This window comes from Bacillus sp. ME78 (genome assembly GCF_903970865.1).
GTDB classification, from domain to species: Bacteria; Bacillota; Bacilli; order Bacillales; family Bacillaceae_G; genus Bacillus_A; species Bacillus_A cereus.
The window spans coordinates 55982-73866 of record NZ_CAJCKK010000023.1 but is presented as its reverse complement, the minus strand read 5'-3'; the positions used below and the strand labels follow the sequence as shown (position 1 = coordinate 73866).

Genomic DNA, 17885 nt, shown 5'->3' with positions numbered 1-17885 from the left:
GTTCTTATGAGTTAGGGTCAACTGTAAAAGGGGCTACTTTATTAACTGGATATCAAACAGAAGCGATTAAGCCGTATACACACTTCTTTGATGCGCCAATGTATTTTAAAGGAAGTTCTAAGCCGAAGAAATCGTGGAAAGAATTTGGGGATATTGATGATTTAAGAGCTTTGCAAGTGTCATCGAACGTTTATATGTTTAATACAGCTTTAAAAATGGCAGGCATTAATTATGTTCCAAACAATCCATTAGATATTAAACAAGAAACATTTAATAAAATGCGCTACTATTTTAGACAATTTGGCCTAGGTGTGTCGACTGGTATTGACCTGCCAAATGAATCGATCGGTCAAATAGGTAGAACTGATAACATACCCGGATTTTTACTTGATTACGCGATTGGACAGTATGATACATATACACCGCTTCAGCTTGCACAATATATTTCAACCATTGCAAATGGCGGTTACCGAATGAAACCACAAATTGTACAAGAAGTTAGAGAGCAACCGAATAGACCAGAGGATGCAGGAAAAGTCGTTCGGTCGATTGAACCAGTTGTATTAAATAGAGTGGATATGGAAACTTCGTACATTAATCATGTAAAAGAAGGATTTAGAAGAGTTTTTCAAGAAGCTGACGGAACCGGAACCGGAACATTTAAAGGTCTACCATATAAACCAGCGGGAAAAACAGGAACAGCTGAGACAGTATATGGTGGAGAAAGTGATATTGGAAGAGATGAGAACAACAACCGAAAAAAATGTTATAATTTAACTCTTGCCGGTTATGCACCATATGATGCGGATCCGGAAGTAGCTTTTTCAGTTGTTGTACCATGGGTGAATGATGATAAATCAGGAATTAATTCTGCGATTGGTAAAGAGATTTTGGATGCGTATTTTGAATTAAAAACAAATAGATCAAATACAAATTCAATTCCAGTAGAACAACCGAACAAGGCACAGTAAAAATAGTATCACTGCATGGAAACATATTGTGCAGTGATATATTTTTTGAGTTAAAAAGCGCTTTATAAGGTGGGAATGGATATGAAAAAGGAGATTAAGAGAGGCTGGGGAAAGTACATACTATTTATATTGGTGATAGTCATAGGCTACCATTCTTTTACTTTATGTAAGGTGGAAGGGGAATCGATGCAGCCGACTTTATATGAAGAAGACTACGTATTTGTAAATAAAGCGGTAGTACGTCTTTCTAATTTACAACACGGAGAAATTGTCATTATAAAAGAAGAGGATGAATCGAAATATTATGTGAAACGTGTAATAGGGCTTCCTGGTGATGTAATTAACATAACGAACGGAAAGGTATATGTGAACGATAAAAAGCAAGAAGAACCATATACGAACAAAGATTTATTTAACAACACACAAGTGTTTTATAACTTTCAAAAGACAAAAATTCCACCAAATAAGTTATTTGTAATGGGAGATAACCGTGAAGTAAGTAGAGATAGTCGCAATGGCTTAGGATATATTAAAGAAGATAACATAATTGGCAAGGTGGAATTCGTATATTATCCTTTTTCAAAAATGAAAATGATAGAATAAGTGGGGGATGAGCAAAACCCCACTTATTAAAGTTTCACTTTATTTTCTTTAAAAAACCTTTTGGATTAAATGATATGAAAAATTTATGTTTAGACTCGTCGATTATGAAGTTATTGTTTTTAGTTAAAAACTCTTCCACAGCTTCCATTGGGCCAGGACCCCAATCGGGAAGAAGCGGATTTCCGTTAATGGAGGTATCTTCTACAATTATATAACTGCCAGTAGTGACGATAGATTTATATAGCAAGAGTTCTTTGGAAACATGCTCTTTACTATGATCAGAATCTAAAATAACTAAAATCACATCATCAGGTTTGCGCATACTTACTATTGTTTGGATGGCCTGCACAGAAACAGAAGATGCTGTTAAATACGTAATCCGATTATGTGATGGCCGATTTGGCTGCGGAGTTATATCGATAGTAAGTACGTGACCTTTTCCAATTAAATCTAACATAGAAGCTAAATACAGTGCACTACCACCGTGAAAAGTCCCGCATTCAATAATTAAATCGGGCTTTAATTCATAAATGATTTCTTGATACAAAAAGAGATCAGAGGGAAGTTTACAGATTGGAACTCCAAACCATTGTGTATCGTTTAACCACACGAGGCTGTCGTAATATTGTTTTAGAAATTCATTGCTTATAGTATCGATTTTAAATTCTCCTTTCTAAAAAGGATTCTCTCGTTTGACGTAAAGTGTTTACGCATGAAAGTTGTACTATATATTATGTAGTAAGGAATTGTAAGGCGAGTGTTTTTACTTGAAAATAAGCCAAATAACTCATGTGGAAAATGAAAGGAAATGATCGTATGTACAAATACACAATTTGCTTTATTAGAAAAAGCGATAAAATACTGCTATTAAATAGAAATAAAAAGCCGAATATGGGGATGTGGAATGGTGTTGGAGGAAAAATAGAAGAGAATGAAACGCCATACGAAGGAATAATTAGAGAAACGTTTGAGGAAACGGGCATAGAACTTTCAAGTGTAACGTATAAAGGGACTGTTGGTTTTAAAGGTAAAGGTGAGCCCCAGGCTAGTGAAGGAATGTATGTGTTCGTTGCTGATTTGCCAGATGGAATGCAAATGAATACACCATTACGTACGGCTGAAGGCTTATTAGAATGGAAAGAAATTGATTGGATATTAGATGGTGATAATAGAGGAGTAGTTAGCAATTTACCAAAATACTTACCCACAGTATTAACAGAAGAAAATAAGTTAAAACATATATTCACGTACGATAACCGGAATATTATTCATTACACAACTGCATGTTTGAAAGAAGATGATGCGAACAAGCGATATGAAAAACAACTCGTTTCTCAATAGAAGAGGAAAGTGAAAAATCACGTTTTTGCTCTCGTTATATATGCGAGGTGATTATAAGTTTCAGAAATACAATTCATTGGTCATAATTGTAATATGTATGATATAACTTTTCTTATGGTGAAAGAGTAGAGAACATACGTAAACGGAACAAAAAAGAGGTGGCTTTGCCACCTCTTTTCCGTTAGTCACGAATCGCCTTAATCATAAATCGATGTTGCTTCACATCAAAATATCCTTTTTGCAAGATAATCTCATGTATACGATATAACTCCTCATAGTACCTTTCGACAGTGAAATCAGGAATTTGCCACGGAATTGCTTTTAAATAATAGACGATAGCGCCAATATCATAAAAGCGTTGGAAAGGGAATTCTTCTTTTGCTTCTAAGATAGTAAATCCGTTTTCCTGTAGTTCGTTACATGCCGCTTCAAGCGACCAACTTGCAAATTCACTATTTAGTGGTGTGTCAAATTGGTCATTAAGTTCCGCGCAATCGAGACCGCCAACTTGTTGTGTAAGAAATGTTCCATTTGGAGAAAGGATTCTTTTTACTTCAGAAGCAGCATATGATTCATGTTGGTTTAGGATTAGATTAAACTGACCATCTTGAAATGGCAATGAAGTATCATCGTTCACCTCTACAACAGTAACCCCTAAAGGCTCTAATTTCTTTCGAGCAATTGGCACGTTTGGAGCGTAGCCCTCAGTAGCATAAATAGTTGACGGGAACGGTTGTAACATAGATAAAAACTCTCCGCCGCCAGTACCCATATCGAGCATTGATTCTGCATGCTGCATAAGCTGGAAAGCTGTACTGCCATATGACCACGATAAAGGCTCGCTCTTCATTCGACCCGTTTCTGAAATAAAAGAAAAATCCCAACCGCTAAAATTTGTATTAGCACTTTCTAATAAAGTTAAAAATAATGGATCACGTTTCATAATTGTATCCTCCTATTTTGTAAGTAAATGATATGGTGAGAAAAGAAAAAAGGAGGACCTCTTATGAAAGGGGAACGGTTTTACGTTTCGTGTTCGAATAGATTCATATAAATTCGCTCCTTGTGAGAATAGTAATTTATATATTCGGGATAATCGAGTGGGAATCCTTTAAAATTATGGGAGAAGGTAGTTGTTTGATGAAAGATTGGATGGAGTTTACAGAAAAAGGGTGCACTCAAACTTTAGAAAAGGTATTTAGTAAACTTAAATTTCCCCCCAGCCCTTTTATGAGATATGTGATATTTCTCACTACTATTAAGTAACAATAAAGTCGTACTGTTTATAAAAGAAGTGACGTTTTTGTATCCCTTTGGAGTTACTTATCTATGGGATAAGTAAAGAAGGAGATATATAAACTGAATATAAAAACGTTTTAATTCTTTAGAAACATTCCATAATTTAGTATTGTTATATATGGAATAATTTATTTGTACGAAAAGAGGAATAAGATGTTTATACAAAAGTATAAGGGTTTGATGCTAGGGATAGTTGGTGCTGTATTAGGAGTAATATCCTTTGTTTATTTTAAAGATTTAGATTATATATAAGACGGCCCTTAAGTTATTATCTGTAACATTAATCATTATAGGTCGGGTTATTGCCTGTGATTCGACCCGTTTCAATAAAAAAGAGAATAATAACGTATAAGATTATTATTATATAAATTTAGCTTGTTGAGCATGGGGAATACTAATCTTACAAAATTGTAAGATTAGAAGTCACATAGTTAGATAGAAGTCATTAACTTATGAAAAAAACTCATCTATAATCCAGATATAAATCATTTACTAAAGGAGTATTCTAATGAAAAAAATTATAAGTTATACAGTTGTTATTGCTATTTTTATAGGAATAGGATTAGGAGTAAAACGTTATGTGCAAGGTCCAGGACAACCAGTCGATGGGATTCTAGTTAGTGGTACTGCAACTGACGTAGAAAAAGTTAAACAAGAGTTTAAAGATGACACTAAACAATCAATAGACTATAAGGTAAAGTACGTCACAACAACAAAAAGGATTCCATTATCAGAAGAAGATAAGAAACAAAATGATACAAATGAAGAATTTGAAATCAACACTACAGAATATGCAGTTATTAATAGTTCTACCGCGGTAAAATTATTTAATAAGGGACTTCTAAGAGCTAGAAAAAATCCAAATTTAGCATCTATTATTTCTGAGAGGGTGAAAGATAAAAATAAAGTATCTAGTGATCAGAATCTATTATTTTCTTATGCGGTTGATAATTCAACGGTTGCTAATTTTGAAAATAACCAGTTGAATTTGAACGGTAAGATGGTATCTGCCCAGTATGTTAAACAGCAAATTTGGATTGGGTATGTTCCAATGAACCTTGTTATTCTAAACGACCAAGACTATAATACAATTTCTGAATCAGAGTCAATAATGAAATTGATTCAATTTCAAAAACGTAATTTTGATTATAAAAACAAACAAGAAGTAGACAAAGTTTTACAACAGATTGATAAGCTCTCTTCGAATAATCAGAATAAAATAAACTTTGTAGAGGTACAAGACTAAATTAAAATGAAAATAAGGTGATATAAATGGAAATCGTAAGAATAGAAAATGTAGTCAAAAGTTATGGTGAAGGAAATAGTAGGGTAGATGCTTTGAAGGGCATAAATCTTTCTATACAGCAAGGGGAATTTGTTTCAATCGTAGGAGCTTCTGGCTCAGGTAAAAGTACATTGTTGCATATTTTGGGAGGATTGGACCGTCCGAGTTCAGGACAAGTATTTATTGGAGAGAACAATATTTATAATTATTCAGATAATGAACTTTCGATATTTAGAAGAAGAAAAGTTGGTTTTATATTTCAGTTCTTTAATTTAATTCCTGTATTGAATGTGCAAGAGAATATAGCTTTGCCCACTTTACTAGATAATGAACCTGTAGATAATCCTTATATGGACGAAATTATTGAAATTCTGGGACTTCATGAAAGACGAAATCATTTACCATCTGAATTATCAGGAGGTCAGCAACAACGGGTTTCGATTGGGAGGGCACTTATAAATCGCCCACATTTAATCTTAGCTGATGAACCTACAGGAAATCTGGATACTCAAAACACAAAAGAAGTCATGGATTTATTAAGATTGACAGCAAAAAAATATAATCAAACTATTGTATTGATTACTCACGATTTAAAAATTGCATCAACTTCTGACCGTATTATTACAATTGAAGATGGCCAAATCATTTCCGATCAGTGGCTATCCACGAATAAGCCTAAGACGGGAGGAAACTAATCTTGATTGGTAATTATAAACAATTAAGCAGGAGATACTTAAAGGGAAATAAGAAACGAACAATTTTAACTTTGATAGGAATCGTACTCTCTGTATCGTTAATTTCTACAATCGGCCTATTTATGAACGGTACTCAGATTTCTCAAATCGAGAATACGAAAAAGAGGCAAGGGTATTCTTTTCATGCCGTTGTATTAAATTACGATGAATCGATATTGAAAAAAATTAAATATAACCCGCAAATTGAATCATTTGGTTTAATGTCACAGGGAGAAACAGTCCAAGTTGGAGAGGCTGCTGTAAAAATAAATTTTGCTGATGATAACGCCTTGGAATTTTTAAAATACAGTATTATTAAGGGCAGATTGCCATCTAATGATCAAGAAGTTGCTGTTGATCCCTGGGTATTACCTTATATAAAAGAAAATATTCAAATAGGTGATTCATTCGAATTAAATGAAAAAAAATACAAATTGGTTGGTTTTCTAAGTGATAGTACATATACACAGGAAAATAAGGTGGGACGGTTACTAACCTATAAGAGTAAGTTTAGCGCTGGTGAAGGAAAAATATTAGTTGGAATTAGCTCAAAAGCAAACTTTAATGAGGTTTTAGAGGGACTCAAGACCATTTCCGGAGAAAATAATATTAATATAAGTAATGAATTAATTCAATTAGAGAAACCAGGTTACAATAATTCGATTATGGCTACGCTAATTATTACAATCAGCATTGTTGTGATAGCGACAATTGTTGTGATTTACAACGCTTTTCAAATCAGTGTCGTAGAACGAACGAGGCAGTTTGGCTTGTTGAGAAGCATTGGTGCAACACGAAAGCAAATTAGACAAATCGTTCTGAGAGAAGCTACTTTTCTGGCTGTTATCGCTATACCAATTGGAATTATATGTAGCCTAATAGCACTTGCCTCTCTGCAGTTCACTTTTTCACTTTTAATGGAAAATAGTAAAGCGGTCTCGATATTTTATGTTGATTGGAATATTTTACTGGTAAGTTCGATTATTACCTTGCTTTCTGTAATAGCGTCAAGTTTGTACCCAGCTTATTTTGCAGGGAAAATCTCCCCTTTGTTGGCAATTAGTAGCAGGTTGTCAATTAAAAAGGAACAAATCAAAAAACAAAAGAATTCCATGGTGAAAAAACCTTTATCTATTCCTTTGAGCATGGCTATGAAAAATGTTAAGCGAAATAAAAATCGCTATACCATTACAATCTTATCAATTATTATAAGTAGTGTGTTATTTATTACTTTCTCGTATTTAATGAGTGTTGCATTTGCATCTAAATCTTTTGATAAGTTATCTGTTAAATCGGATATTACAATTAAGATAGTGGATAATAATCCAGATCATTTAGCTGAAAGTGAACAAGTTTTGCATCAATTGAAATCACTTGAAAATATATCTAAAGTATACGAAAAAAAGGAGAATAGCTTTGAAACTAAATTAAAGGATGTAACTCAATCTTCCGCGACAGTAAAGGAAATAGAAAACACGATTGGAAAAAGCTATACCATTACAATCGTAAATAATTATCAAGAAAATAAAACAAAAAAAGAAGAAAAACTTACTTTACAAGTGCTTGCATATGGTTTCGTCACAGTCATTTCTTTAATTAGTAGCGTTAATATCCTCAATACTATAACTATAAGTATCATGACTAGACGAAAAGAATTGGCCGCTTTGAAATCCATTGGTATGTCACAAAAGGATTTGAAAAAAATGATTACCTATGAAGCTTTGATTTACGGTTTTTCTGGAAGTTTACAAGGAATCTTTTTTGGCTGTATATTGTCTTATATTATATATTTAGCTATATCTGATATGTTGAAAATGACATGGACGATTCCCTATGAGGCTTGTATCATTACGTTTGTTTCAGCTTTAATAATTAGTTATTTATCAGTCTTAAATCCATTGAAAAAAATTCAACAAGATAATATTATTGATAATATCAGAGAACAATAATATTATAAGCCTGGCTAGATTATAGCCAGGCTATTGTAATTGGAGTATAAGCTAGGGGAAAAAAGGAGAGGGCATACTTGAATAAAAAAATATTACTAGTTGAAGATGATGAAGCTCTTGGCATAGCCATCGAATTTTCATTGAGAAATGAAGGTTATGAGGTGATTAGAGCGTCCAGTGTAAAAGAAGCTAAACACCAGTTTGTTCACAATACATTTGATTTGTCCATCCTTGATATCGGCCTACCAGATGGTAATGGTTATGACTTATGTTTGTATTTTAAAAAGAAAAACGAGAATTCGATTATTATTTTCTTAACTGCACTAGATGAAGAAGCAAATGTGGTAATGGGGCTGGATATAGGCGGTGATGATTATATAACCAAACCTTTTCGGGTTAGGGAACTCATGGCCAGAGTGAAAGTACAATTGCGTAAACAAGCGTCGCTAGAAACGCCATCTCAAATTTTAAGATCTGAGAATATAAGAATCGATACGAACCTAGTCAAGGTTTATAAAAATTGTGAAAGTATTACATTGACGAATTTAGAATACAAGCTGCTATTGAATTTCATGAAGAATTCTCACAAAGCATTAAAAAGAGATGAACTCCTACAACAAATAACAGAAGGAGAAAATGTTTTTTTTGATGAAAACACGTTATCTGTATACATAAAGCGTTTAAGAGCTAAAGTTGAAGACAATCCTCAAAAACCACAGTTTATCGTTACCGAAAGAGGATATGGTTATCGTTGGAGCAAGGACGTGATTGGGTGAGCAAGATAATGAAAAATACCGAGTTAAAAAGCTATATGACGATACTAGCCGTCCTTTTATCTATATTTGTGATTTACCAATTTATTATTCAACAATTATTTTATAATCATTTGAAAAGAGACTCTATTGCAACATGGGGGGAAATTACAGCTAGGTTGGTAGAGCAGAATCCAGAAAATGAAGCGGAAATTATGAAAGTCTTATCAAGTCATTCGTCTCACTCAAGTAAATATCAGGAAAAAGGGACAGAGATCCTAAAGCAATATGGATTATATGAAGACTTGGATTCAAAATTTTTTCCTCACTTAAATAATCTAATTATTAATCACAATCAATTTATGATGTGGGGATTGATTGCTTTTGGATTTTTACTTTTTGTTGCAAACTACATGCAACAAAAAATTATTTTCAATAAGATTAGCCAGCTTACTAGAGCTGCAAAAAAGATAATCGAGGGAGATTACTCGGTTGTCATCAATGAAAATAAAGAGGGGGATTTCGCGAAACTGGCGATTTCATTTCGTTCAATGAGGGATATCATTAGAAAAAATATGCATGATTTGCTTGAAGAGAAACGGTTTTTAGGAGAAATGTTGCAGGATATATCTCATCAGTTAAAAACGCCGCTTTCAACTATTTCTATCTATAATGAAATGTTGTTAAATGAGAAACTATCCCGAGAGCAACAAGCTCAATTACTACAAAATAATGATATTCAGATTTCTAGAATGAATGTCTTAATTCAGAATTTGTTAAAATTAGCAAAAATTGATGCAAAAGCGATTTCGTTTGATAAAGAGCCAGGGAATTTAGTAGATACGACTGAGGAAGTACTAAATCGCTTGCAAAGCATGATAAGTGATAAAAATATTTTGATTGATTGGAATGCACCAAGAGAAATAGTCGTTATTCACGACAAATTATGGATGCAGGAAGCTTTGTTAAACCTGTTGAAGAATGCAATCGAACATTCTAAACCCGGTGGTAAAATAATGATTCAGGCCAAAAATTCTCCAATCTATACAGAACTAGTAATCCAAGACTTTGGAGAGGGAATTTCAGCTGAAGAATTACCTCATATTTTTGAACGATTCTATAAATCAAGTAGTTCTAAAAAGCACGGATCGACCGGAATTGGATTGGCACTTGTCAAAGCTATTATAGAGGCACATCACGCCTTAATTACAGTTAAAAGTGAAAAAAATGCTTATACAAAATTTACAATTATTTTTATGAAATTTTAATAACAGTTTGGTATATATTTTAATCTTTTTAATATAAAGGGGTTTTTTTATGTTTAATAGATTGAAGTGTTTTCTTTTATCTGAGAAAGAAATAGTTGATACTGTGAAAAAATACAAGGAGGAAAAAATACACGTTTCCATAATAAAAGATTTTTTAGGGGATTTAATCATAATAAGAACTTTTACATTTTTAATGTTTGTTCCAGTATCAACTTTTATTTTTTCAGTTATAATTTATGGAGCTGTTTTCTTTTTATCAGGCATTAAGATTACTGTTTGGGGCATCACTATAATGTTATTAGTTCCAATAACATTACTTTTCTATATGAATATAACTAATACATCAATTATTATTACTGATTTAGTGAGAAAATTTTTATTAACCATAAAGTATCTAAATCCATTTTACTCAATCATAAATAAACCTTGGCTCTTTATTTTTGAATTATTAATTGGTTTTTTATATGTATTTCTGCTATCTTTATTTTCTATTTGGATAGTATTACATTCATTAGAAATAGATTTTTCTGAATTTAGTTCGGAGGACAATCGAAGTTTTCAATTTTCAATTATTATTTTACATACAGCAATTTATTTGTTTATAAGAGTTCATGGCCAGTATTGTAAGACAACTAAGCAAAAAATTAAAAAGCTGAAAATGAAGTTTTATTTATGGTTTTGTTCTATGATTGCAAGTATTGTATATATATTTGAATCACTCTTTAATTATATGAATGGAATCCAAGCAATTTATTTTATTTTTGTTTTAATGATTGCTTTAGAAAGAACAGTGACACATTATAAGAAATTTATAGATTTTTTAGAATGTGAAAATTTGTATGAAAAATATTTTTAGAGAGAAAAGTCTTTTGAAATATAAAAAGTTATACCTACTAAATACTGGACGAGTAAAAAAACGCTATTCTTTTTCTAGAATCATAGGAAAAGATAGCGTTTTTGTTTAATATACTCAAAAACAAAAATCTTTTGGTAAAGTACCATTTTTAATAACTGTTCTTAACCCATGTTTTATAATCCAAGGATTAATAGGATGCTGTTTATCACGTAATTGCTGTAACCACTGAAAAACGAGTTCTTTATCTTCTTTCGTAATATCGTTAATATGATTGGCTACAGATTTTTGAACATATTTAGAAGGGTCATTCATTAATGGTTCAAGAAGTTGTAAATTGTACTTAAAATCACCTTTTAGAGCTTCTATTTTTTTAGCCCAAGGAAGCCTTGGTCTTGTACCTTCAGAAACTAATCTCCTAATGTGGCTGTTTTCGTCATGAATCCACTGTTGTAATATGTTTAGTGTATCTTCATGGTATGTTTCAAGAAAGGGCCGAATGGCATATTCAGCAGTATTCCTTTTCGTTATTTCATACATTGCATTAAACGAGATTTTAAAATCGTTAAGCCCATATTTTTCAACGTATTTTGCAACAGGCATGTACATATATCCATTTGTAAATGTGCCTACTTCTGTTGTATTTTCTGGTCCTAATGTTTTCAGTAATATATGTATTGCGGCATTAAAATCTTTTTGTAAAGCATTGTGTAATTCATCTGCAATTACTTCAATACGCTGTTTTAACTCTAAATTTTCAACTTTACAAGCTACAGAATCTACAAAGATGCTTTTAGAGAAACAAGGATCGTGTTTACAAATAGAATCAGCTATTTTTTCTGCTAATTCTTCATTAAATAAAAATTTTAACGGAACATATTTACCCATTTTTTCACCTCGGTGGTCAAATGAAAACAATTTTTATTTTTTAATCGACAATCCATAAACCAAAGTCTCACTCGGAGTCGTAATACTAAAACCTGTCGTCTTATAATCAAGTTTCACCGTATCACCAGTGTAGTCTTTCGTGAATGAATCCATTTGTACGATAAGCTCTGCATCTTCATATACAACATCATCTGCGTTATATGTATCCCAAATTAAATCGACATCAACGAAAATACTACAAGAGTTCGTCATTGTTCCTCTAATGCGAACGATTTTTTTATCTTCAAGTTCTAATCTATGTATAGCTGCTTTTGCTTCATCAGTAATGCGGATGTTCATTGTATCCCAACCTTTATTTATATTTCCTTTATTATTGCAAAAACAGGAGCAATAGGGAAGTAAAGAGGTTTGCAACAAAAAACGAGCAAACAAATTTGTTTGCTCGTTTCACTTTATTTTAGTTCACATTTATCAAGTGGAATCACTTTTGTTTTTTTCGTAAATTTATAACCTAACCATAGTACTAAGAAGAGTGGTAAACCGATGTAAGAAACGAGTACACCGTTCCAATCAATTGCTTCACCCATAAATGCGCCGTAGTTTTGTCCTAAAATTACGATGATACAAAGTGTAAATGCGAAGATTGGACCGAATGGGAACCATTTTGCTCTATATGGTAAGTCATTTAAATCTTTTCCTTGTGCGATATATGCTTTACGGAAACGGTAATGACTAATTGCAATTCCAACCCATGCGATAAAACCAGACATTCCGGATGCGTTTAATAACCAAATGTATACAACACCATCACCGAATAAAGAAGCAATGAAAGCAATACTACCAACAATTGACGTTACGATTAACGCGTTAACAGGTACACCGCGGCTATCTAATTTACCAAGAAACTTTGGTGCTTTTCCTTGGCGTGCTAAATCCCAAAGCATACGAGTTGATGCATACATACCAGAGTTACCAGCAGATAGTACAGCAGTTAAAATAACAGCGTTCATAACAGAAGCAGCAAAGGCAACGCCCGCTTTTTCAAAAATAAGTGTAAACGGACTTACTGTAACATCACTTGCAGCAAGGCTTTCAGTTGTATAAGGAATTAATAAACCGATAACGAGAATCGCAAGGATATAGAATAAAAGAATACGCCAAAAGATTGAACGAATTGCTTTTGGGATATTACGTTCTGGATCAGACGTTTCACCAGCAGCTACTCCTAATAGTTCAGTACCTTGGAATGAGAAACCAGCTGCCATAAACACACCGATAATTGCCATGATACCGCCGTTAAATGGTGCATCTGCAACAGTGAAGTTTTTAAATCCAACCGTTTCACCGCCCATAATTCCAAAAATCATCATGAAACCAACAATTAAAAAGATAATAATCGTAACTACTTTAATAAGTGCGAACCAATATTCAGATTCACCAAACCCTTTAACAGATAAATAGTTTAAAAGGAAAATAATAGCTAAACATAATCCGCTCCAAATAAGAGAAGGGGTATCTGGGAACCAAAATTTCATAATTAATGTTACGGCTGCAAGTTCAGCAGCAATCGTAATTGCCCAGTTATACCAATAGTTCCATCCAAGTGCAAAGCCAAGTGATGGATCAACAAATTTTGTTGCATACGTGCTAAAAGATCCAGTAACAGGCATGTAAGCTGCAAGTTCAGCTAAGCTTGTCATTAAAAAATAAACCATAATTCCAATTGCGGCGTATGCAATTAATGCGCCACCAGGTCCAGCTGTATGGATGACACCACCGCTGGCAAGAAATAGTCCGGTACCAATTGTACCACCGAGAGAAATCATCGTAAGGTGACGAGATTTTAATCCGCGTTTTAATTCACCTTGTCCTTGTGTAGTTTGCGTTTTAGAGGTAGATTGATTTGTTGCGCTATTCATGTTCAACACTCCTTTTCTTGTAGGTTAGGAAGGAGCGGGGGAGAAAAATACAAAAAACCGCCAAAGGAATTTGGCGGAACGTTTCACAAATAACCACCCCATCATACCCTTCCGTTAAGATAGCACCCCACGTTTACACGGTAATTTTGTAAACGTGACAGTTCTGTTCCTTTCGGAGACAGCCCCAGCTCATATTTCCAGAGAAGAAATATAAACTTCGGCAACTTTTCCTTTCAAACGGAGTCAGCTGACATTCTCTGTGTCTCGTCCGTTTTACTATTAAAAGTCGCAACCTCTACCTCATCGGATTGATGAGGATTTATATATTGCTAAGATTTTTAATATATGGCAATTGTAATGACTTTCTGAATATATTGCAAGATATTTTGTTAGGAAAAGTCAAAAAATATCGGTTATTGTATAGGAAACGCTTGCAAAACTCCACCCGAACCTACTATTATGTAGCAATAAGCAAAGAAAAAATTGTTATACAAATGTTTCGCAAAAAATATTGAAAAACCCTCTAAATTAAAAGAAAATTCAGAAAAATATAATTCGACATAACTATCAAAAGAGGATTATTCCTTAAATTCGTTTCAAAGAACAAGCGTAAATTTAACGAATAGGATGAATATTCTTTTTATTTTTAGTAAAATTGAGGTATTGTTTAATTGAAAAGGGGAAATCAATATGAAATTAGAAACAGAAAGGCTCTATATAGTGCCGTGTACAGAAGAGAGAATTCAAATTGCTAACGAGCAAGGATACAATGGCGGTCCGCATATTGTAGGGCATGTAAAGAATGTAAAACAAGATGCAGCTATATTACCATGGGGCGCGTGGTATGTTCTTCGGAAAGAAGATGATAGCGTTATAGGTGATATTGGGTTTAAAGGGAAACCAAACGAGAATCAAACAGTGGAAATTGGCTATGGATTTATTGAGAAATATTGGAATAAGGGCTATGCAACAGAAGCTGTAAGAGAACTAATCGATTGGGCTTTCAAAACAGGAGAGGTAGAAACAATAATTGCAGAGACACTTCTAGATAATTATAGTTCGATTCGTGTTTTAGAAAAGTTACATATGAAGAGAGTAAATGCTACAGAAACGATGATTAATTGGAAAATAGAAAAATAAAAAATACCGCTCTAAATTGGGCGGTATTTCTTATAGTTATGGTAGCATTTGCTTCTGATCATTTGGATACTCAGCCGTTGATGAGTTAGGACGATTGGAATGATTTCGAACAGCAATGAAAATAGAAATAATAACGACAAGACCAACTGCAACGTAAGAAAGTGAAATAATAGTTGGATCCACTTTAAATGTAGTAAGCAGTGTACGTATATTCGTAAAGATAATAAGACCGCCAACTAATACCCCAAGTAAATGTGCTGGAACGATACGAACTAACCATGCAGCAATTGGAGCTGCGACAATACCGCCAAGCATTAAGGCAAATACCCAAACCCAGCTTACTTGTTCCCAGCCAAGTGAGATGAAGAAGCCAATTGTTGCAGCGAGTGAAACAGGAAATTCACTCGTATCTACAGATCCAATAACTTTTCTAGCTTCATTTCCTCTTGCTAGAAGAACAGGCGTCGTAATCGGCCCCCAACCACCGCCACCAGTTGAATCAACGAATCCAGCGAATAAACCAAGCGGCACAAGTTGTTTTGCAGACATACGCTTATTTGAAGTGACAATTTGTTTTTGAATGATGAATCGTAATAAAATATAAACCCCTAAAGTAAATAAAAATACGGAAATGTACGGTTTGATTACATCGCCAGGCAAATTACTTAAAAAACATGCCCCAACAAATGCGCCGATTGCCCCAGGTAATGTAAGCCTGGAAACTGTATATTTATCAACGTTTCCAAATTTGATATGAGATGCGCCAGAAGCTGCAGTTGTAACGACTTCAGCTAAATGAACCGATGCGGAAGCTACAGCCGGTGCAATACCAAACATTAATAATAGTGAAGTAGAAGTTACCCCATACGCCATTCCGAGTGCTCCATCGATCAATTGAGCGAAAAATCCAATAATAGCAAAGACAATTAATTTCTGCATAAATAATCCCCCTGTAATAATAAATGAAAAAGACACTTTTCCCGTATGAGAAAAGTGCCTTTGGTTTTTCCAATCAGCAATAATTAAATTTGTTTCATTATAATACATATTAATCGTATAAATCAACTAGGTTTTAAAGTTTTTGAATTGAATGAAAGAAAAATAAAATATACAATAAAAGGATGGAGAGAAAGGGGAGAAAGACATGTTACGATTTGATCATCTCGTTCACACAGTTCATGGTACACCGGAGGAAGCGGCAAAACAAATGCAGGAACTTGGATTTCATACCGCACTAGGCGGAGAGCATACGAACTGGGGTACTTGGAATAGTTTAAGTTATTTTGACTTATCATACATAGAATTTTTGGCAGTTCAACATGAAGAAAAAGCGAAAGAAGCAGAAAACCCATTAGTACAAGAAACAGTGGTGAAACTACAAAATGGAGAAGGAATGCTACAAATCGCAATCCGAACAGATGCAATTGAGGAGCTAGTAGTTAACTTTAAGAAGCACGGCTTACATACGATAGGGCCATTTGAAGGGAAACGCATGAGAAAAGATGGCCGGCTTTTAGAATGGAAAATGTTATTTGTTAAGCAAGAAGAGAACGGACCGAAATTACCTTTCTTTATACAGTGGAATGAAACGGATGAAGAAAGAAGAAACGATTTACATAACAGTGGGACGATTACTGAACATAAAAACAAAGTACAACAAATTGAAACGATTCATTACGCAGTGAAAAACGTTCGAGAAACAGTGCGGAAATGGAAAAAAGTAATGGGACTATCTACAAGCTCAGTTGTGAAAAATGAAAACTGGAATGCTGAGTGTCAAAGTGTAGTATTTGGAGATATTCATGTGCAGTTTTGTGAACCGATTGAAGAAGGGCTAGTACTAGAACATTTGAATAAGAATGGTGAAAATCCATTTGCAGTAGAGTTTACAGGTGGAAATAAAAGAGAGCATGAAGTGCTAGGTAGTTTGTACATATATTAATAGAGGTGAATGTTGTGGAAGAAATGCTTAGAGAGATAGAGAGAAAACTAGAATGGCCTCGTATTGCAAAGTGTACAGCTATTTCAAAAGGTTTTTCACATGAAGAGAAGTATAAAATTGAATTAAAGAATCAAGAAACTTATTTTGTAAAAATATGTGATGCTGTTCATTCTGAACGTAAATAAGAAGAATATACGTATATGCAACAATTAGAGTCATTACATATTCCAACACCCAAGTTAATTCATTTCATAATACTTGAGAAATTAAATAAATGTGTTCAAGTATTTGAATGGACCCGAGGTATAAATGGTGAAGAAGGTTTAACGAAGCTAACGGTGGAAGAACAGTATAATGCAGGAAGAAAAGCAGGGGAAGTATTAAAGAGAATTCACTCAATTGAAAGGGAAAGTGCAAGTAATAAATGGGAAACATCTAGATGGAATAAATACGAAAGATACATAGAGGCACTAGCAGATTACGAGGTGAATTTTCAGGATTTGAAGCCAGTATTAACCTTTGTAGAAAATCATAAAGATTTATTGAAAAATCGTCCAATAAGATTTTTACATGATGACTTCCATCCAGCAAATAGTATGATTCATAATAAGGAGTTTATCGTTATTGATTTTGGTGGATATGATTTTGGCGATCCAATACACGATTTTTATAACGTAGCGATTTTTACTACAAGAATAAGTAAATCATTTGCGGTTGGACAATTTCACGGTTATTGCGGAGGCGAACCATCGCTTCATTTTTGGAAACTGTATACATTGTACGCCGCGATGACATTCCCAGCGGATATAGTTTGGACGAATTGAAGTACGCCGCATTTAGTAGATGAGATGAAGGAAAGATTAAATGGAATTTTAGAAGATCATAATCATTTTTCATCTTATATTCCAAAATGGTATCAATCAAGTGAATTTAATAAATAA

Annotated in this window: 17 protein-coding genes, 2 pseudogenes and 1 riboswitch; of the genes and pseudogenes, 13 read left to right on the top strand and 6 right to left on the bottom strand. The window is 33.6% G+C overall.

Translation table 11 applies throughout. The annotated features are described in order from the left end of the window. Together H6481_RS21330 and lepB are read left to right on the top strand one after the other, a co-directional pair. On the top strand, window positions 1-971 hold a 971-nt coding region (locus H6481_RS21330; RefSeq protein ID WP_259347387.1), incomplete at its 5' end, for a penicillin-binding transpeptidase domain-containing protein. 81 nt (window positions 972-1052) lie between these two features. Next, window positions 1053-1574 (top strand): signal peptidase I, encoded by a 522-nt coding sequence (gene lepB / locus H6481_RS21325; protein WP_053564103.1) that lies wholly within the window; start codon window positions 1053-1055, stop codon window positions 1572-1574. 34 nt (window positions 1575-1608) lie between these two features. On the opposite strand, the gene H6481_RS21320 is transcribed toward lepB, so the two are convergent. Continuing rightward, entirely contained in the window at window positions 1609-2232 is a 624-nt protein-coding gene (locus H6481_RS21320) for a CmcI family methyltransferase (RefSeq protein ID WP_265736949.1), read from the bottom strand. 158 nt (window positions 2233-2390) lie between these two features. Here H6481_RS21320 and H6481_RS21315 point away from each other — a divergent pair, with 158 nt between their 5' ends. Continuing rightward, window positions 2391-2915 (top strand): 8-oxo-dGTP diphosphatase, encoded by a 525-nt coding sequence (locus tag H6481_RS21315; protein ID WP_053565492.1) that lies wholly within the window; start codon window positions 2391-2393, stop codon window positions 2913-2915. Between the two features lie 181 nt (window positions 2916-3096). Here H6481_RS21315 and H6481_RS21310 read toward each other — a convergent pair whose 3' ends face one another. Beyond that, window positions 3097-3858, bottom strand: a complete 762-nt coding sequence (locus tag H6481_RS21310; RefSeq protein WP_071731999.1) for a class I SAM-dependent methyltransferase — start codon at window positions 3856-3858, stop codon at window positions 3097-3099. Window positions 3859-4367: 509 nt separating this feature from the next. Between H6481_RS21310 and H6481_RS29165 the strand changes: the two are divergent. From H6481_RS29165 to H6481_RS21280, 7 genes and pseudogenes are all read left to right on the top strand, one after another. Beyond that, window positions 4368-4566: pseudogene (locus H6481_RS29165) on the top strand (hypothetical protein). Between the two features lie 156 nt (window positions 4567-4722). Then, window positions 4723-5460, top strand: coding sequence for a lipoprotein BA_5634 family protein (locus H6481_RS21305; protein ID WP_053564105.1), 738 nt, complete (start codon window positions 4723-4725; stop codon window positions 5458-5460). Window positions 5461-5486: 26 nt separating this feature from the next. Further along, window positions 5487-6194, top strand: a complete 708-nt coding sequence (locus tag H6481_RS21300; RefSeq protein WP_000407086.1) for an ABC transporter ATP-binding protein — start codon at window positions 5487-5489, stop codon at window positions 6192-6194. 2 nt (window positions 6195-6196) lie between these two features. Continuing rightward, entirely contained in the window at window positions 6197-8182 is a 1986-nt protein-coding gene (locus H6481_RS21295) for an FtsX-like permease family protein (RefSeq protein WP_182813149.1), read from the top strand. Window positions 8183-8259: 77 nt separating this feature from the next. Then, the gene (locus H6481_RS21290) at window positions 8260-8958 is read left to right on the top strand and encodes a response regulator transcription factor (protein ID WP_001035094.1); all 699 of its coding nucleotides are present in this window, start codon (window positions 8260-8262) and stop codon (window positions 8956-8958) included. Between the two features lie 8 nt (window positions 8959-8966). After that, the gene (locus H6481_RS21285; protein WP_182813153.1) at window positions 8967-10202 is read left to right on the top strand and encodes a HAMP domain-containing sensor histidine kinase; all 1236 of its coding nucleotides are present in this window, start codon (window positions 8967-8969) and stop codon (window positions 10200-10202) included. 49 nt (window positions 10203-10251) lie between these two features. Continuing rightward, on the top strand, window positions 10252-11058 hold the full coding sequence (locus tag H6481_RS21280; protein ID WP_053564107.1) for a hypothetical protein: 807 nt from the start codon (window positions 10252-10254) through the stop codon (window positions 11056-11058). A gap of 114 nt (window positions 11059-11172) precedes the next feature. Here H6481_RS21280 and H6481_RS21275 read toward each other — a convergent pair whose 3' ends face one another. The 3 genes from H6481_RS21275 to H6481_RS21265 form a co-directional block, all read right to left on the bottom strand. Next, window positions 11173-11943 carry a DNA alkylation repair protein gene (locus tag H6481_RS21275; RefSeq protein WP_182813147.1) on the bottom strand — a complete coding sequence of 257 codons (771 nt, stop codon included), beginning with the start codon at window positions 11941-11943 and terminating at the stop codon, window positions 11173-11175. Window positions 11944-11976: 33 nt separating this feature from the next. Further along, window positions 11977-12282, bottom strand: coding sequence for an iron-sulfur cluster biosynthesis family protein (locus H6481_RS21270; protein ID WP_001026167.1), 306 nt, complete (start codon window positions 12280-12282; stop codon window positions 11977-11979). Window positions 12283-12395: 113 nt separating this feature from the next. Further along, window positions 12396-13862, bottom strand: a complete 1467-nt coding sequence (locus H6481_RS21265; protein WP_001083396.1) for an amino acid permease — start codon at window positions 13860-13862, stop codon at window positions 12396-12398. Window positions 13863-13974: 112 nt separating this feature from the next. After that, window positions 13975-14168, bottom strand: a riboswitch (Lysine riboswitch). A gap of 384 nt (window positions 14169-14552) precedes the next feature. Here H6481_RS21265 and H6481_RS21260 point away from each other — a divergent pair. Next, entirely contained in the window at window positions 14553-15002 is a 450-nt protein-coding gene (locus tag H6481_RS21260) for a GNAT family N-acetyltransferase (RefSeq protein WP_182813145.1), read from the top strand. A 36-nt stretch (window positions 15003-15038) separates the two neighbouring features. Here the strand turns inward: H6481_RS21260 and H6481_RS21255 are convergent, their stop codons facing one another. Then, entirely contained in the window at window positions 15039-15941 is a 903-nt protein-coding gene (locus H6481_RS21255) for a sulfite exporter TauE/SafE family protein (protein WP_182813143.1), read from the bottom strand. A gap of 205 nt (window positions 15942-16146) precedes the next feature. Between H6481_RS21255 and H6481_RS21250 the strand changes: the two genes are divergently transcribed. Together H6481_RS21250 and H6481_RS21245 are read left to right on the top strand one after the other, a co-directional pair. Next, on the top strand, window positions 16147-16944 hold the full coding sequence (locus H6481_RS21250) for a VOC family protein (RefSeq protein WP_182813141.1): 798 nt from the start codon (window positions 16147-16149) through the stop codon (window positions 16942-16944). A gap of 14 nt (window positions 16945-16958) precedes the next feature. Continuing rightward, window positions 16959-17885 (top strand): annotated as a pseudogene (locus H6481_RS21245) (aminoglycoside phosphotransferase family protein).

Excerpts from the sequence above, each read along its gene's own strand:
- lepB (WP_053564103.1), top strand. The coding sequence starts at position 1,053 with ATGAAAAAGGAGATTAAGAGAGGCTGGGGAAAGTACATACTATTTATA.
- H6481_RS21315 (WP_053565492.1), top strand. The coding sequence starts at position 2,391 with ATGTACAAATACACAATTTGCTTTATTAGAAAAAGCGATAAAATACTG.
- H6481_RS21310 (WP_071731999.1), bottom strand. The coding sequence starts at position 3,858 with ATGAAACGTGATCCATTATTTTTAACTTTATTAGAAAGTGCTAATACA.
- H6481_RS21305 (WP_053564105.1), top strand. The coding sequence starts at position 4,723 with ATGAAAAAAATTATAAGTTATACAGTTGTTATTGCTATTTTTATAGGA.
- H6481_RS21300 (WP_000407086.1), top strand. The coding sequence starts at position 5,487 with ATGGAAATCGTAAGAATAGAAAATGTAGTCAAAAGTTATGGTGAAGGA.
- H6481_RS21285 (WP_182813153.1), top strand. The coding sequence starts at position 8,967 with ATGAAAAATACCGAGTTAAAAAGCTATATGACGATACTAGCCGTCCTT.
- H6481_RS21280 (WP_053564107.1), top strand. The coding sequence starts at position 10,252 with ATGTTTAATAGATTGAAGTGTTTTCTTTTATCTGAGAAAGAAATAGTT.
- H6481_RS21275 (WP_182813147.1), bottom strand. The coding sequence starts at position 11,943 with ATGGGTAAATATGTTCCGTTAAAATTTTTATTTAATGAAGAATTAGCA.
- H6481_RS21270 (WP_001026167.1), bottom strand. The coding sequence starts at position 12,282 with ATGAACATCCGCATTACTGATGAAGCAAAAGCAGCTATACATAGATTA.
- H6481_RS21265 (WP_001083396.1), bottom strand. The coding sequence starts at position 13,862 with ATGAATAGCGCAACAAATCAATCTACCTCTAAAACGCAAACTACACAA.
- H6481_RS21260 (WP_182813145.1), top strand. The coding sequence starts at position 14,553 with ATGAAATTAGAAACAGAAAGGCTCTATATAGTGCCGTGTACAGAAGAG.
- H6481_RS21255 (WP_182813143.1), bottom strand. The coding sequence starts at position 15,941 with ATGCAGAAATTAATTGTCTTTGCTATTATTGGATTTTTCGCTCAATTG.
- H6481_RS21250 (WP_182813141.1), top strand. The coding sequence starts at position 16,147 with ATGTTACGATTTGATCATCTCGTTCACACAGTTCATGGTACACCGGAG.